General features: G+C 58.4%; 13 protein-coding genes and 1 tRNA gene. 3 read left to right on the forward strand and 11 right to left on the reverse strand.

The window, feature by feature from the left end:
- Positions 1-101 precede the first annotated feature (101 nt).
- The 10 genes from VM99_24650 to VM99_24695 form a co-directional block, all read right to left on the reverse strand.
- Positions 102-611 carry a hypothetical protein gene (locus tag VM99_24650; GenBank protein AKK01095.1) on the reverse strand — a complete coding sequence of 170 codons (510 nt, stop codon included), beginning with the start codon at positions 609-611 and terminating at the stop codon, positions 102-104.
- Positions 599-2,215, reverse strand: coding sequence for a hypothetical protein (locus tag VM99_24655; protein ID AKK01096.1), 1,617 nt, complete (start codon positions 2,213-2,215; stop codon positions 599-601). Before VM99_24655 ends, VM99_24650 begins: the two co-directional genes overlap by 13 nt.
- Before the next feature lie 4 nt (positions 2,216-2,219).
- Positions 2,220-3,359 (reverse strand): hypothetical protein, encoded by a 1,140-nt coding sequence (locus VM99_24660; GenBank protein ID AKK01097.1) that lies wholly within the window; start codon positions 3,357-3,359, stop codon positions 2,220-2,222.
- Positions 3,360-3,646: 287 nt separating this feature from the next.
- Complete coding sequence (locus VM99_24665; protein ID AKK01098.1) at positions 3,647-4,306, reverse strand: hypothetical protein; 660 nt, start codon at positions 4,304-4,306, stop codon at positions 3,647-3,649.
- An 806-nt stretch (positions 4,307-5,112) separates the two neighbouring features.
- Positions 5,113-6,954 carry an integrase gene (locus tag VM99_24670; protein ID AKK01099.1) on the reverse strand — a complete coding sequence of 614 codons (1,842 nt, stop codon included), beginning with the start codon at positions 6,952-6,954 and terminating at the stop codon, positions 5,113-5,115.
- Between the two features lie 222 nt (positions 6,955-7,176).
- Positions 7,177-7,252: transfer RNA gene (locus tag VM99_24675), tRNA-Gly, on the reverse strand.
- Positions 7,253-7,314: 62 nt separating this feature from the next.
- Positions 7,315-7,875 carry a CDP-diacylglycerol--glycerol-3-phosphate 3-phosphatidyltransferase gene (locus VM99_24680; GenBank protein ID AKK01100.1) on the reverse strand — a complete coding sequence of 187 codons (561 nt, stop codon included), beginning with the start codon at positions 7,873-7,875 and terminating at the stop codon, positions 7,315-7,317.
- Positions 7,876-7,907: 32 nt separating this feature from the next.
- Positions 7,908-9,731 (reverse strand): excinuclease ABC subunit C, encoded by a 1,824-nt coding sequence (uvrC, locus tag VM99_24685; protein AKK01101.1) that lies wholly within the window; start codon positions 9,729-9,731, stop codon positions 7,908-7,910.
- Positions 9,732-9,733: 2 nt separating this feature from the next.
- Entirely contained in the window at positions 9,734-10,318 is a 585-nt protein-coding gene (locus tag VM99_24690; GenBank protein ID AKK01102.1) for a chemotaxis protein CheY, read from the reverse strand.
- A 182-nt stretch (positions 10,319-10,500) separates the two neighbouring features.
- A complete protein-coding gene (locus tag VM99_24695; GenBank protein AKK01103.1) occupies positions 10,501-10,935 on the reverse strand; it encodes a GNAT family acetyltransferase in 435 nt (144 codons plus the stop codon).
- 626 nt (positions 10,936-11,561) lie between these two features.
- On the opposite strand from VM99_24695, the gene VM99_24700 reads away from it, so the two are divergent.
- Complete coding sequence (locus VM99_24700) at positions 11,562-12,632, forward strand: phospho-2-dehydro-3-deoxyheptonate aldolase (GenBank protein ID AKK01104.1); 1,071 nt, start codon at positions 11,562-11,564, stop codon at positions 12,630-12,632.
- 107 nt (positions 12,633-12,739) lie between these two features.
- On the opposite strand, the gene VM99_24705 is transcribed toward VM99_24700, so the two are convergent.
- Complete coding sequence (locus tag VM99_24705) at positions 12,740-13,708, reverse strand: hypothetical protein (protein ID AKK01861.1); 969 nt, start codon at positions 13,706-13,708, stop codon at positions 12,740-12,742.
- A gap of 417 nt (positions 13,709-14,125) precedes the next feature.
- Here VM99_24705 and VM99_24710 point away from each other — a divergent pair, with 417 nt between their 5' ends.
- Positions 14,126-15,001, forward strand: a complete 876-nt coding sequence (locus tag VM99_24710; protein ID AKK01862.1) for an alpha/beta hydrolase — start codon at positions 14,126-14,128, stop codon at positions 14,999-15,001.
- 95 nt (positions 15,002-15,096) lie between these two features.
- On the forward strand, positions 15,097-15,378 hold the full coding sequence (locus VM99_24715) for a peptidylprolyl isomerase (GenBank protein ID AKK01105.1): 282 nt from the start codon (positions 15,097-15,099) through the stop codon (positions 15,376-15,378).
- Positions 15,379-15,464 lie beyond the last annotated feature (86 nt).

The following is a 15,464-nucleotide window of genomic DNA, read 5'->3' on the forward strand; positions in this document are numbered from 1 at the left end:
CTCTTCAAGTATTACTGTATAGCTAGCATAGCGTCTCAGCTAGGCGTTCGAATTAATTTTTCTCGGAAGCGTACGGCTGGATAAATTTTCTAGAACCGGCTTCAATTGAGAAACACACTTTCCTCGCCTCGCCTAAAACTGGCAGGCTCGAGAATATTTCGCTTGCCTGCGCCAGACATGTACTCAACATGGATATCCTTACACCCGACGATGAGCGCAAGCAGCGGACGACCATCAACTCGGTCAGCAGCCAGTATTTGCCACTCTTTAAGGTCAATTGAGGATGGACTCGGATAATTTTGGGGATGAGTGTGCCACTCCCCAATGTATCGCACCAGACCATTGCTTTCCTTCCACCGTTTCATGGCCAACCGGTGATGAAAGTACGGCATACGTTCAAAGAGAAACCTGAAGCGCTTGTCCCAAAATGAAGGTTCAGTCGCTTCGATAATTTCCAGGTGCTCACCGCGAACGTGGCCAAGTAATATCCCTCCCGCCTCCTTCGAATCCATGCCTTGCTGGATGTAGCGACTAAAAACCTCAAGCGGCTGTTGCCTTAGGTAAACCAAGTGCTCCGTGCCGGGCACAATCCAAGTTTTCACGAATGGCATGCCGGACATCCGGGATATGGCAGCGGCGAACAATCAGGGGTAGCGGGCTCATAGCTCTGATCGGTCAACCGGGTTGAGAGCGATGGCCATGGTTTACCTGCAACCCAAGCCAAAGCGGTGTCCAGTGCCAGGGCTGCGGCTTGAATCGACACCGATGCTGGGAACGGCACGTAGAGTCCCTCACACCCCTGCCCAGCAAAAATTGGCTGCACGCCTCCAACGACAGATAACATAATGCCTCGACTATTTGCCTCAGTAAGGCACCGGTAGCAACCCTGTCCAGTGCGCTGCTTAATCAGAGAACGCACGGCGGCGCCCGCCCCCTCAATCCAAACATGCATGGTTGGGCAGATGGCGACCTTGGCAAGCCAGTGCCCGAACGATTCCTCGCCCGTGGCATCAATGATCAAATCCAGCCCTCCCAAATTCACGTCCTTGGCGTCGCTAGTAAAGGTACGCACCTGGGCAGCGGGCATGGATACCATCAGCTCGTCTGCCAGTGCAGCTGCCTTTTCCCGGAACAGATGGTTAAAGCCCAGACGATGCCGCCCGAGGTTTTGAGGCATCAGAATATCGTTATCAATCAGCGTCAATTCACCGGTGCTCGTTCCCGCGCCAGCTTTCACGAGCATCTCAGCGAGGAAGCCACCGATGGTACCGCACCCGATCAACCCGATACGCTTGCCAGCGAGTGTTGCCTGCCCTGGGATATTGCGTTCGCTCAGGTATTTGTCATCGAGGCGAAGCATTTGCAGTGGTTCGATAGGACAATCAAATATGGGCAGTCGTTGATCGATGGAACGCCGATCCTCAGGACGATTGAGCTGAAGGTCAAGTACGAGAAAGCCGTAGCTGTAACCCGTTTTTTCTGACTCAATTACTATCATTATTCCGAACCGCCCCTCGCGATACGCCGCGATAATCTTATCGCGTACCTTGCGTTTACAGGCGTCATCTATTTCATGTAGCCAGTCGAGAATTTGTCCAACTGATTTGGGTGGCCAGTTGTCCTGCAGCGGTCTTGGAGCTGCGCTGGACGTGATCATCGCAACATGCGCTGGGAATTCCTTGATCGTCCTACCCGCACGCGCAAACTTGAGCCGGCTTCGCCCGACATCGTCAGTGAGCACATACATTTTGTTGTCTGATAATTGGAGGATCTCAACCGCGCCGGAGGTACGACGCTCGATATCATGGAAGCAGTAGATACCGTCCCAATAGACGAAGAACTCTTCCTGCAGATCCTCTTTCATATTTCCAGCCAGAACCTGCTCAAGAACCTCAGTGGCTTGAAGCAAGGACGTACGGATTTGTCCTACTGGATCGTAAATGTCGATCACTTGAGTACCTGGCGCGGCGTAGCAAAGATAACCATCCGGGCCAAGATGCGGCACCAGCCTAGGCAGTGCCTTCGGCACTCCTGTAAGCCATAGCTTGAGAGGCCGCTCAAATGAGCGGTCTATCCATACCTCGCATTGGACAGTCCCCTGAGTGGCCGTCGACAACTCTCCGGCCATCACAAGCCACCCAGCGTTCGACTGAGGATACACTTTAGTAAATCCCCATTCGGTCATATGACGCAGCACTTCGGGCATCGCGTCCATGAATTTAGCCTGCCTTTGTACGCTTTACAGGCTCTGCGGGGCCCGCGAGAGGAGCAATTGCAGCCATGGACGCCGGCAGGCTCTCAGAATTCGGCTTCATGCGATAAGGTGCATTCGGGAACCGGTCACCCAGCATGCTGTGAAGCCAGTGATAAGCAGTTTGTGCATCAGTTGCCTTGATTGAACCTTCCAAGTGATTCGCGAAAACCTGAAAAAGCTCCACGGCTTCGGCAATCGCCTCCTTGGGCATATGCGCAGTGAGCGATGACTCGGGGTCAATGGGGCTCATGACGCCCTTGCGCAGGGCATCAGGAATTCCCTTTACGACGTTCAACAGCGCGTGGTCATCTCGCTTGTCGAAATACTCATACAGCGGGCAAGCTGCCGCCATCAGAAGGATTGAGCTTGGGCCTTTATCCTCCCATTGCTTGTCGCGGAATGCTTTTAGGTAACGCACGACACGGATGAGTTGATCACCCTTTTCCTGGCACTCCCGCTTGAACCAGTTTTTCATAGCCATTGGGTCGGATTTACGCCAGCCCTGCTTTCGATCTGCCAGCAGAATCTTGTCCGAGGGCAGGGTCTTCCAAGTGTCCCTCTCGGAATTGATCGCACTGTCGAATACGGCATGGCCACGGCTTTCCATGCTGGCTTTTATCAGCAGGAAAAGGGTATCCGGGATCACGTACAAAGGAAGGTCGATGTGAGCATAGGGGGAGATCGTTACCCGAACACAGGTATCCTTGCTCTCGGCGTTCCACCCTCTTTCGGCGCACATCGCTTGAAGTACGTCGATGACAGCGTCAAAGAACAAAGTGATAGCTAGCTTGGGGCTGCTCTCTTCACGCATGACACTAAGCGGAAGGTACACACCATCGTCGATATCTGACTGTTGGGGCGGGGTCGTGCAAGGACTGTTGAGCGTTTTGTAGGCACGCGAACCTTGGATGTAGAACCGCGGCTCACAGACCTCACCCTCGAGGCCTTTCTCACGAAGCGCCCGAGGCAGGTCAGCCTTCAAAGCCTCTCTGATATCTTTACGAGCGCCATCGATTTCAGTCAGCTCGTCAGGTGTGAGGTTGAGTTCATCAAGGAAGCAATCTTCCCCGGTAGTAGTGAATAGCAAGGGACTAAAATTCGGCATGAAGCCTCCGCTCAAGCGCTAAATGAACGGTGTCTCCAGCAATTGCTGACCTTCACATCAAGACTACCAAGCGCTTCTGCGCTCCCGAATCTCATCACTGCCACCCTACGCCAAATACGTAATCCAAAGGGTGCAGTCCTTCCCAAGTTGTCAGCTACCATGCTCGATGACACGTGCGAGATGACATAGTGCCACCCCACAACATATAGATCAAGCCAAGAAAAAAAATCCCACATGTAGTGTATTTTGATCCACTGGAATAAAGGACGGCATTGTGAGACACATAGTTAAGTGGCGTTAGACCTAGTGAATGTGACCTGCCCTGCCGTGTTGAGCCCTTCCGTCCACTTACGGTCGGTGAAATAGGTGCCGTCCATGACAAAATCGTCACCAGACTCTTTGACGAAGACCCTAGCCGCCCCGGTGTGCACATTCGTATCAGTCGCCACCGGAACCTGGGTGTAGTTGATATACATGTAGTTAAGTTCGAGGATACCGACCTGATCACTGGGTCGGACGGAGACGCTGATCGTCTTGGATTCGGAGTATGGGATGTCCGAAGTGAACTCCATCTTAACGCTGAACAAACGCGCCTTAATCCTGACCTTTCCCTGAACGACGTAGAGCTCGGTCCCATCGCGTTGCCCAAGCCACTTCTGCATGATCCCCCAGTTGGACTGCAGCTTCATGTTCCACTCTCCATCGATGGGCGGGAGCAATTTGCGAACAAAAGGAAGCCTGCACAGCCACACAAAAACAGGGGTCTGGCCTAAAACGTAGAAAACAGCAGCACCAATTCCTACCGCTGATCCCACGGGCCGACGAAGATCGGTTAGCGGCCCAGACAGCAGCTCTGACATATCGTTGTAATGCAGAAACAGGAAGACGACCAGGCATGTTGTAGCGAAGTACCCGAGGGTTTTGGTGATCCCTATGACTTGATACATGCCAGCCCTCAGTTTGCGAGTGTTAGCGCTCTACCCTATACGCTCGCCGACATGCTGTACATGGCATCGAGTGTCGATGCCATGGCGGTCGCAAAACACCTCCTTCCATCCGCCCCCCCTTCGACATGGGCGCTACAGTAAGATCCGTGACAACGAAAAGCGCCATCAACAAGTAAGCCAGGCCGTCATTGGTTGCAGGTTTTCAGAACACCCGGATAACACGGAGTGAGCTGCATAACTCTTGCTCTTCGCGTATAGGCCGTCTGCTTCTAGGTGGCATTCCAATGGATTATCTCTTCGTGGTGGCACAGGTTCTCGATGACGACGTTCTGACCGGGGCGGGCGCGGGCGTTATTCAGGGCGAATATCCGTGGGGGGAAATGTGGGAGTATTTTTTCAAGCATGAAAAAGCCCAACCGATGAAGATTGGGCTAAGTCATTGAATAATATGGCCGGGACGGAGTGATTCGAACACTCTCCCTTTAGCACCCCATACATGGGGTAGCTGAATATTCCAAGTTTGTCCGCCAGCCGTGCCTGCCGAACGAATAAAAAACCCGGCACGAGGCCGGGTGGTTACCCGCCATCCCCAAGACGCAGCCCCCAAATGAGAGGGATAGAGAGCTGACAAGAGAGGGCGGGAGCGAGATGATGCCAAAGGGTGTCTTCCTGCGCAATAGAAGCCTCTTGCCGAACATCTCCGCCGCACCTCAGGCAAAGCGTGAAGTTCACGCATTTACGGCAGCCCGAGCTAGATGGACCCAAGCAAGCAGCGACATCCATTATCACAGCAAAAAGACAGCACCTCAGCTTGAACCCAGCGCACTGCAAACGATTTGTGCGGTCACATCGAAATTCTCCGTAGTAAGCACATCGATTGGCGCGCGACCTTTTAATCGCTCATGAGGCTTACAAAGGGCGCCATAAAGCCTCCATGCATCGACATCCGGAAACCGCGCTAACGCAACAAGTACCAACTTGTGCCGCAGTGGATCAAGCTGCCAATCAGGAATGCGCTGACCGCGATTCCCAAGGCTCAGAGACAACAGGCGCCGAGCTTTGATATCGCGGTTGATCTGATCTCGGGATTTGCCTGCCAGTTTGGCGAAGACAAGCAGCGGTAAATTATTCGAAGCTTCATAGGTAGCTAGCATCTCGGCGCGCTGGCGTTGTATGTCAGATACTTGGGGTTCGCGCAGCTGTTCAGTCTGCGTTGGAGCAGGTAGGACAGGTGAATACTGAGCCGCGTTAAGGACCGGTTCGTTGCTGACGGACATTTTGGAGGCTGGGACCGTCGTCGCTGGGAGACCACTGCTGTACAGAACGGCGTTTGCGTTCGCGCTTTCCAACGAAGGTAACGAAGCTGCACCCTCTAAACGAATAGTCAGAGGAGAACTCGCCGCTTTCAGCTGGCCCTGCCCCCACAGATCCAGACGGTTCGCCCAATCCTGCATCATAGTCCGGCGCTGCTCGACGTACTCCGCGTGGTTGTAAGCCGCGCTCACCTTATCCGGGTCCGCATGAGAAAGCTGGGCATCCACCCACACCTTCGGGTATCCGATCTCGTTCAGCGCCGTCGAGATCGTCGCCCTCATGCCATGACCGGTGAGTTGATCGGCATACCCCATCCGACGTAACGCACCATTCAGCGTGTTCTCACTGATACGCTTGCTCAGGTCGCTTCGATGGGCAAACAAGTAGCGTTGTGCCGGAACAACCTGGTCCAGCAAGTGACGCACGATCTCCAGCGCCTGAACCGACAGCGGCACGATATAAGGCGGTACATTTTGGGTCTGCTTACCTGGTTTCCGCATCGCTAGCTGGAGTTGTTTCACCACTTCCGCCGGTATGACCCACAAGCGCTTCTCCAGATCGAACTGGTCGGGTGTCGCCAAGCGTAGCTCGCCCGTGCGGACACCGGTCAGCAACAACAACCGAAGGCCAAACCGAGTTTGGTTGGCGCCACCGTAATTTCGAAGAGCAGCCATCAATGCCGGGAGCTCGTCCATACGAAGAAATGGATTGTGCGTAACCGGAGGTTTGGGGAGTGCAACTACATCAAGATCTGAAGCTGGGTTGTGCTCCAGTCCCTCGATCTTCACCAGCGCATAACGGAACAATTGGTTGAACCAAGTCCGGCATTTTTCGGCTGTCGTTAAGGCCTTGCGCTGTTCGATCCTGCTCAGTAAATCCAGCAGATCGTGACGATTGATATCGTAGATAGACCGTCCACCCAATATGGGCAGGACGTCTTTATTGAAGATCCTCAAGATCTGCGAGAGCGTGCTCTGGCGCCCTTCCTTCAGGCTCAGCCTACGGAACTCTACCCACTGATTAAACACCGCCTCGAAGGTATGCTCTGTCGCAAAACGAACAGCACGGCGCTGCTCTTTACGGTGCTCATAGGGGTTGATGCCTTGGGCCACCAAGGCGCGTGCCTCGTCACGTCGCGTGCGCGCTTCTTTGAGGCTGATTTGCGGGTAACAACCCAAGGACATGCGCTTCTGCTTGCCCGTCCAGTAGTAACGGAAAAGCCAGACTTTTCCACCACTGGCCGTCACATTGAGCGTGAGACCATCACTGTCACCAAGGGTGTAGTCGTTACCAGTGATTCGGGCATGCCGAACTGTCATTTCTGAGAGTGCCATTGCGAGCTCCTGAACAGAGTCAGGGCCAGATGCTCGTCTCGTTGCGCAAACTGCTCCAGCAACAAACCGATTCAGTGCTCGTCAGAATTCTGGACTCAATTCTGGACTTAAACGCACCGGATAGTGCTGGATTTCAGTGGTTCCCGCTGGAACGAAAAAAGGGCCTAAAGGCCCTGATTTCAATCGCTTACAGAATTCAGTGGAACTCTGTAGCGCAATATTTGGAGCGGGAAACGAGACTCGAACTCGCGACCCCGACCTTGGCAAGGTCGTGCTCTACCAACTGAGCTATTCCCGCGTCTTGGTGTGGCGCATTCTATAGATTCAGATTACGCCGTCAACCCTTTGATTCAAAAAAGTTTATTTGGGGTCTACGTCGGTCCGCAGATGCGGCCACGCGGCGCGCAGGTATTGGACCATCGACCACAGTGTAAGCCCCGCCGAAACCAGCAACAGCGCGTAGCCCAACAGCACCCAGAAACTGAAGTCCGACGGGTTGGCCAGCAGGATCACCAGCGCCAGCATCTGCGCGGCGGTTTTCCATTTGCCCAGGTTCGACACGGCCACTTGGGCGCGGGCGCCCAGTTCGGCCATCCATTCGCGCAGTGCCGAGACGACGATTTCGCGACCGATGATCACCGCCGCCGGCAAGGTCAGCCAGAGGTTGCCGTGTTCCTGCACCAACAGCACCAGGGCCACGGCGACCATCAGCTTGTCGGCCACCGGATCGAGGAAAGCACCGAAAGGCGTGCTCTGCTCCAGGCGTCGCGCCAGGTAGCCGTCAAGCCAGTCCGTTGCGGCGGCGAAGGCGAAGACCGAGGCCGAGGCCGCGTAGCTCCAGTGATACGGCAGATAGAACAGCAATATGAAGATCGGGATCAGCAGGACACGGAGAACGGTAATCAGATTTGGGATATTCATCGGCACAACTGGCTGCGAGGTTGACGGGCATTCTACTCGCTGTGCAGGTTTGCATAAATCGACTCAGCGAGCTTTTTACTGATACCGGGTGCTTTGGCTATCTCTTCGATGCTTGCACGAGACAGCTCCTGCAATCCACCAAAATGTTTCAACAGGTCGCGACGCCGTGTCGGGCCGACCCCCGCCACGCCTTCCAGCGTCGAGGTACGGCGGGTCTTGCCACGGCGGGCGCGGTGACCGGTAATGGCGAAACGGTGGGCTTCGTCACGGATCTGCTGGATCAGGTGCAGGGCCGGTGAATCGCCTTTCAAGGTGAATTCATGGGCCGCATCGTTCAGGTACAAGGTCTCGAAACCGGCCTTGCGCGTCGCGCCCTTGGCAACACCCAGCAGGATCAGGTCGGGAACCATCAATTCATTGAGCACGTCGCGGGCCATGGATAACTGGCCCTTGCCACCGTCCACCAACAGGATGTCCGGCAGCTTGCCCTCCCCGTCCTTCAACTTGCCGAAGCGCCGCATCAATGCCTGATGCATCGCCGCATAGTCATCGCCCGGCGTTACGCCTTCGATGTTGTAGCGACGGTAATCGGATTTGATCGGGCCTTCCGGGCCGAACACCACGCAGGACGCCACGGTCGCTTCGCCGCTGGAATGGCTGATGTCATAGCACTCCAGCCGCTGCGGCGGCTCTTCCAGGTTGAGGACCTCGGCCAGGGCATCGAAGCGCGCGGCAACGTGCTGGCGGTTAGCCAGGCGCGCGCCCAGGGCCTGTTCGGCGTTGGTCACGGCCAGTTGCTGCCAGCGCGCGCGCGTGCCGCGAACGCGGTGGCTGATAGTCAGTTCCCGACCGCGCAGGGTCTGGATGGCTTCGGTCAAGGCCGCGAAGTCTTCATGGACCACGTTGACGATCAATTCGGCAGGCAAGTCGCGTTCCGGGCTGCTGACGTAGTACTGCCCCAGAAAAGCGGCCATGACCTCAGCCACGTCTTCCTCGATACCCACCTGGGGGAAGAAATTCTTGCTGCCCAGCACCCGGCCACCGCGCACGCTGATCAAGTGAACGCACGCGCCACCCGGGTTGATGAACGCGGCGATCACGTCGACGTCGCCGCTGCCGCCTTCCATGCTCTGCTGGTCCTGTACCCGGCGCAGCAGTCCGATCTGGTCGCGCAGCTCGGCGGCCCGCTCGAACTCGAGGTTGATCGCCGCCTCTTCCATCGCCGCCGAAAGCTCATCGGTCAACGCGTTGCTGCGCCCCTCCAGGAACATCACCGAGTGACGCACGTCGTCGGCGTAGACCTGGGGCTCGACCAGCCCGACGCAGGGCGCCTTGCAGCGCTTGATCTGGTACTGCAGGCACGGTCGGGTGCGGTTCTTGTAGTAGCTGTCTTCACACTGGCGAACGAAAAACGCCTTCTGCAAAAGGCTCAGGCTTTCACGAATCGCCCCGGCGCTGGGGTAAGGCCCGAAGTAGCGGCCTTTGGCCTTCTTCGCCCCACGATGAATGCTCAGGCGCGGAAACGCCCCGTCGGACAGGAACACGTACGGGTAGGATTTATCGTCGCGCAGCAGGATGTTATACGGCGGCCGCCATTCCTTGATCAGCGTCTGTTCAAGCAGCAGCGCTTCGGTTTCATTGGCGGTGATGGTGGTTTCGACTTGCGCGATACGCCCCACCAGCGCGGCGGTCTTCGGCGCCAGGCCGGTTTTGCGAAAGTAGCTCGCCAGGCGTTTCTTGAGGTTCTTGGCCTTGCCGACGTAGAGCAGGCGCGCCTCGCTGTCGAACATGCGATACACGCCTGGGCGGCCGCTGCAGGTGGACAGGAAAGCACTTGGATCAAACAGTTCGGTCATTGTCAGGCGCTGGCATCGACCATGCCGTGGCGCACCGCCAGCAGCGTCAACTCGACATCACTGCTGATCGAAAGCTTCTCGAAGATCCGGTAACGGTAGGTGTTGACGGTCTTGGGCGACAGGCACAGCTTGTCGGAGATGATCTGCACCTTCTGGCAACCGACAATCATCAGGGCTATCTGGATTTCCCGCTCGGACAGCGCATCGAAGGGCGAATCGTTGGTCGGCTGGAATGACTTGATCGCCAACTGCTGGGCGATCTGCGGGCTGATGTAGCGTTGCCCGGCAAAAACCAGACGAATGGCCTGGACCATCTCGTTCAAGCCGGCGCCCTTGGTGAGGTACCCCGCCGCGCCCGCCTGCAACAAACGGGTGGGGAACGGGTCTTCCTCGCAGACGGTCACCGCGACCACCTTGATGTCCGGGTGGCTGCGCAACAGCTTGCGCGTGGCCTCAAGACCGCCGATGCCGGGCATCTTGACGTCCATCAGCACCACGTCAGGCTTGAGTTCACGCGCCTTGATCAGGGACTCTTCCCCGGATTCAGCCTGGCCAACCACCTGCAGACCGTCGATATCAGCCAGCATTCGTGTAATGCCCGTACGGACGAGATCATGGTCATCGACCACTAACACCCTAATCAAGCAGACACCTCACGATTTGGTCTTATTTGGGTTGATCCACACCTTAGCAAAAAGCATCCGGCAGACCTAGCGCAAAGGGGCATATAAAAATTACAACAAGTCTTATAGACAGACGAGCCGAAGCGTCAAGCGCCGACTTCTCGCTCCATCCTCAGGAAACACTCATCCTCGCCGACGACCCGCAGCCCCATGCGTTCGTACAGCGCCCTGGCCGGATTGTCCTTGAACACCGTCAGGCGCAGCGCCGGACGTCGCTCCTGGCCCACCAGGTCCCAGGCCTGCTTGATCGCCCAGGCCCCGGCGCCCTGGCCGCGAAAGGCCTCGCCGATCTGTAACTCACGGATATACAAGGCCCGCGCATCCCGGCTGAGGCTGACAAACCCCACGTCCTGGCCGTCGCGCTGGATAATCCAGTTCTGGCGGATAATCCAGGCCAGGTCGAAGGCGTCGTCCTGCCAGAGCAAATCATGTTTCAGGTAATAGCCAAGCATGTTGATGCAGGTCAGCCGCCGGGCAAAGCCGATGTCCCCGGCCGTCGCCGCGCGCCATTGGAAACTCATGAGCACCTCGTCAAAACCCTGCCACCGGCAAGCCCGTCAAACCCGAAGTTTGTCATAAACCCCACCGGACTCAAGCCAGGAGGGACGATTGCATCGCGCCCATAGCATTTTCTGATTGAACCGGCGCACCGCCCTCTAGTAAGCTCGGGACCATTGAAACGGAGACCGACCATGTTCAACGCCCCTTCACCCCTTCAGGCCACCCGCGCATCGCGCTCGGTTGCGGCTGCATGGGCGAATGGCGTCCAGGCTCCGACCAGCTTTTATTTTGGGTATTGGTTTAGCCACTGGCGCGCCTGATACCCCACCGGCGCCCACTTCAAACGGGTCGCCTTCCAGAGTTTTCCAAACCCCCGGTCGGCCTCCCGACCGGGGGTTTTGTTTTTTCAGCTCCACACATTCGCACCACCAGACACTTGAGGATTGAACCATGAACTACGCCACTTATTACCGTTACGACTTTTGCGCCTGGCGATTTACCAACCTCCGCTCGGGACAGCCTGCCGCCTCCGATCGGTCACCTATCGGTGGCATGCAAACACTCAAGGCCAGTACGGCCAACTGTCGAACACCCCAGTAGGGCCGGCGCGGGAAAAGAACCCGCTGCCCGCCCAGGAAGCCAGATCATGAATTCGTCCGTTTCCGCTTTGCCGCTGTCCACGCTCAACCCTGCCAATGAAGCCCTGACCCTGCGTCTGCCCAGCTCGTTGCAGCTCAAGCACCAGTTGCCGCTCACCCATGCGCTGAGCCAACAAGTCGACGCCCACCGCCGCGCCATCCGCGCCATCCTCGACGGCCATGACCGCCGCTTGCTGGTCATCGTCGGCCCCTGCTCCCTCCACGACCCGAAATCAGCCCTCGAATACGCCGCCAACCTGGCACACGTGGCCCATGAGGTAAGCGACAGCATGCTGCTGGTGATGCGCGCCTACGTGGAAAAGCCCCGCACTACCGTGGGTTGGAAAGGCCTGGCCTACGATCCCGGCCTGGATGGCAGCGACGACATGGCCGCCGGCCTGACCCTGTCCCGGGAGCTGATGCGCGAAATGCTGCAACTTGGCCTGCCGGTCGCCACCGAACTGTTGCAGCCCATGGCCGCCAGCTACTTCGACGACCTGCTCAGTTGGGTCGCCATCGGCGCACGCACCACCGAGTCGCAGATCCACCGTGAGATGGCCAGCGGCCTGGGCATGCCGGTCGGCTTCAAGAACGGCACGGACGGCGGCGTTGGGATTGCCTGCGATGCCATGCGCTCCGCAGCCCATGCCCATCGGCATTTCGGCGTCGACAGCCAGGGCCATCCGGCAATCATCCAGACTCAGGGCAACCCCGACACCCACCTGGTGCTGCGCGGCGGCCATCGTGGCCCCAACTACGACCGCGACAGCGTCGCGCAGATACACGGCGACCTGACCCGGTTGAAGATTCCCGCCCGGATCATGGTCGATTGCAGCCATGCCAACAGCGGCAAGGACCCGTTGCGCCAGCCGCAGGTGTTCAACGATGTGCTGGAACAACGGCTGCAAGGAAACCGCGCGCTCATCGGCATGATGCTGGAGAGCCATCTGTTCGAAGGTTGCCAACCGCTAGGCCCGGCGATGCGCTACGGCGTCTCGGTCACCGATGGCTGCCTGGGCTGGGACGCCACCGAGCGACTGCTGCGCGAGGCTCATCGCAAACTGCAATCAGCCGTCTGAAATCCCGCGAACGCTTTCTACAGCAGTGGTGAGGGAGCAAGCTCCCTCGCCACGACAAGCGTCTTCGACAAGCCCCAAGACTCCTCGGCCAGGACAATCCTCGGCGCCTATACCGGGGAACCAACCTGGACCGTCAGCTCCCCCGAACGCTGGCTGACGTCATCCAGCCGTTCGATCTGATAGAACACCTGCACCGATCGACCCCGCTGGTCCTGCCAGAACGCCGCCGGAACGACGAAGGTCACCGGTTGGCCCGCCGTGGCTTCGGTGATTTCCCGCTCTTCGACATGCGCGTAATGCCCATTGCATTGCAGCCACACCAACTCACCCGCTTCGAGCCCGGCACCATAGATAGCGACGGTGACGCCATCCGGGTAATCGTCGATGTCCAACCACCCATCCTGCAACGCCTGGATCCGCGGCAATGCCAGCGCCGGGCGCACCAACGGACCGATGTGCAGTGACAACGACTCGGCGCGACGCACCGAATGGCCGCGCCTCACCACATAGGCCAACGCCAGGTCATGACCGACATGGGTCGCGAATTGCGAAGGATCCAGCCAGAACGAGACTGCCCGGCCAACGGCGTGGGCCTCAATCTCCAGCATGTCCCGCCAGAGTGGCTGGTCGTCCCGGCTGGCGATCAGGATCAACCGGTCGCCGACGGCCATTCGGGAATAGGGCCGAATACTCACGCGGGTGCCTTCCGGCACGCGGCCGGGGTCCAGGGCGCCTCCCACGGCATCGCTGGCGACGGCCGCCAATAGCTGCGGTGAGGCGTCGCCGATTTCCAGTTGCAGCGGCTCCGAGACCCAGGCGGCCGGCAACTGCCGCCCCGTCACCTGGTAGAAGATTTCCAGCGAACCGCCGTCCAGTTCGGCAATGTGCGGCTCGCGCACGACGAACACGAGGCCGCGGCCAACATGCCGTTCGGTCACGAACCCTCGCACTTCATGTCGATAGGGCTCGGCGTCGCCATTGAGGCCGTGCCAGCACAGCAACACCTCGTCCCCGCACGCCATCAGTGGATAGGCCTTCAGGGTGATGACAACCTTGCGCCAGGCCGGGTTGATCACCCCGCCCTTGGCCGCGGCCACGCAAGGCGCCGGAAGTTTCGCGGACGAGCCCGGCAGGGCTCGCTGGGAAGATCGGTAGGTGGTGGTCATGCAGTTGCTCCAGTCCTTGGAAAGCGGCAGCGTTGCCGGATAACGCAGCCCGATACCGCCATTAGAACCCGATCGGCGCCACCCCTCAGTCAGACAAAAACGACGGCTCGCGTCGTCTCCTACGCCCAAGGCTGTAGCTGCAAACACCGCAGCCTATCGGAAGCATCCGGACACCTTCGGCTCCACTGACTCCGGGCTCGACTCTTCCTGCTTTTTTTAATCCGCTTTCCTTAACTTACTGCGGGTTCTTCCTACACCACCCAACAAACGCCTGGATTAGAGTGAGGACGCAAATTCAACGTGAACCTCTTCGAAAAAGGTACGAACATGCAACGGAATGCAACCACCCAATTTCCCATCCTGCTGGTCCATGGGTTGTTCGGGTTTGACAGGATCGGCGGCTTCGAACTTTTCCACGGCATCAAGCAGGCGTTGCGGATTGCCGGCGCCCGGGTGTTCATCCCCTGCTTGTCGGCCACCCATTCCAACGAGGCACGCGGCGAACAATTGCTGGCCCAGATGGACCGGATCCTCAACGGGACCGGCGCGGCCAAGGTCAACCTGATCGGCCACTGCCAAGGCGCGCTCGCCGCACGCTATGCCGCTGCGCTGCAACCGGAACGGGTGGCGTCGGTGACCTCGGTCAGCGGCCCTAACCAAGGCTCCGAACTGGCCGACTTCCTGCGCAAGGCGCTCACGCCGGGGCGACTGCCGGGGCACGTGGCGAGCCACATTGCCACGCTGTTTGCCGACTTCCTTTCGTTGCTGGGCGGCCAGGCGCAACTGCCTTCGGCGGCCATTGCCAGCCTGGGCGCGTTGACCACCGAGGGCGTCGGCGCTTTCAACGACAAATACCCTCAGGGCCTGCCCAGCCATTGGGGCGACAACGGCCCGGAAAAGGTCAATGGCGTGCGCTACTACTCGTGGAGCGGCACGCTGCCCGCCGGCCAGCACGAAGAACGCGACGCGACGTCGCCCCTGCATGCCTTCTGCCGGGCCTTTTCCGAGTATTTCATCACCGAGGCCGGGCAGAACGACGGCATGGTCGGGCGCTTCAGCTCGCACCTGGGCAAGGTCATCCGATCCGACTATCCCATGGATCACCTGGACGTCATCCACCAGGCGGGCAGGCCACGCGGCGGCGCCGACTCGATCGCGCTCTACCTGCGGCACGCCGAACGCCTGCGCAAAGCCGGCCTTTGATCGTCAGGTCCAAGGTTTTGACGCAATTTTGACAACAACCACTCGACGAATCCGGTAGGCTCAACACCTTTGAAAACAGCGAAGGAGATTTTCCCATGGCCAAAGCCACTGCCCGCCACATCCTGGTTTCCAGCGAAGAGAAGTGCAACGAACTGAAAGCCCAGATCGAAGGTGGCGCTGATTTCGCCGAAGTCGCCAAGGCCAACTCCTCGTGCCCGTCCAGCCGCCAGGGCGGCGACCTGGGCTCGTTCGGTCCGGGCCAGATGGTCAAGGAATTCGACACCGTGGTATTCAGTGCCCCGCTCAATGTGGTCCAGGGTCCGGTCAAGACCCAGTTCGGCTACCACCTGCTGGAAGTCACCAGCCGCCAGGACTGATGAAGACGGTGGCGAGGGGGCATGCTTGCGCTTGAGAGGCTGACAGCGCAGCCCAGCGCGAGCACGCCCCCTCGCCACGATCGCCC

This window comes from Pseudomonas chlororaphis (assembly GCA_001023535.1).
GTDB lineage: Bacteria > Pseudomonadota > Gammaproteobacteria > Pseudomonadales > Pseudomonadaceae > Aquipseudomonas > Aquipseudomonas chlororaphis_E.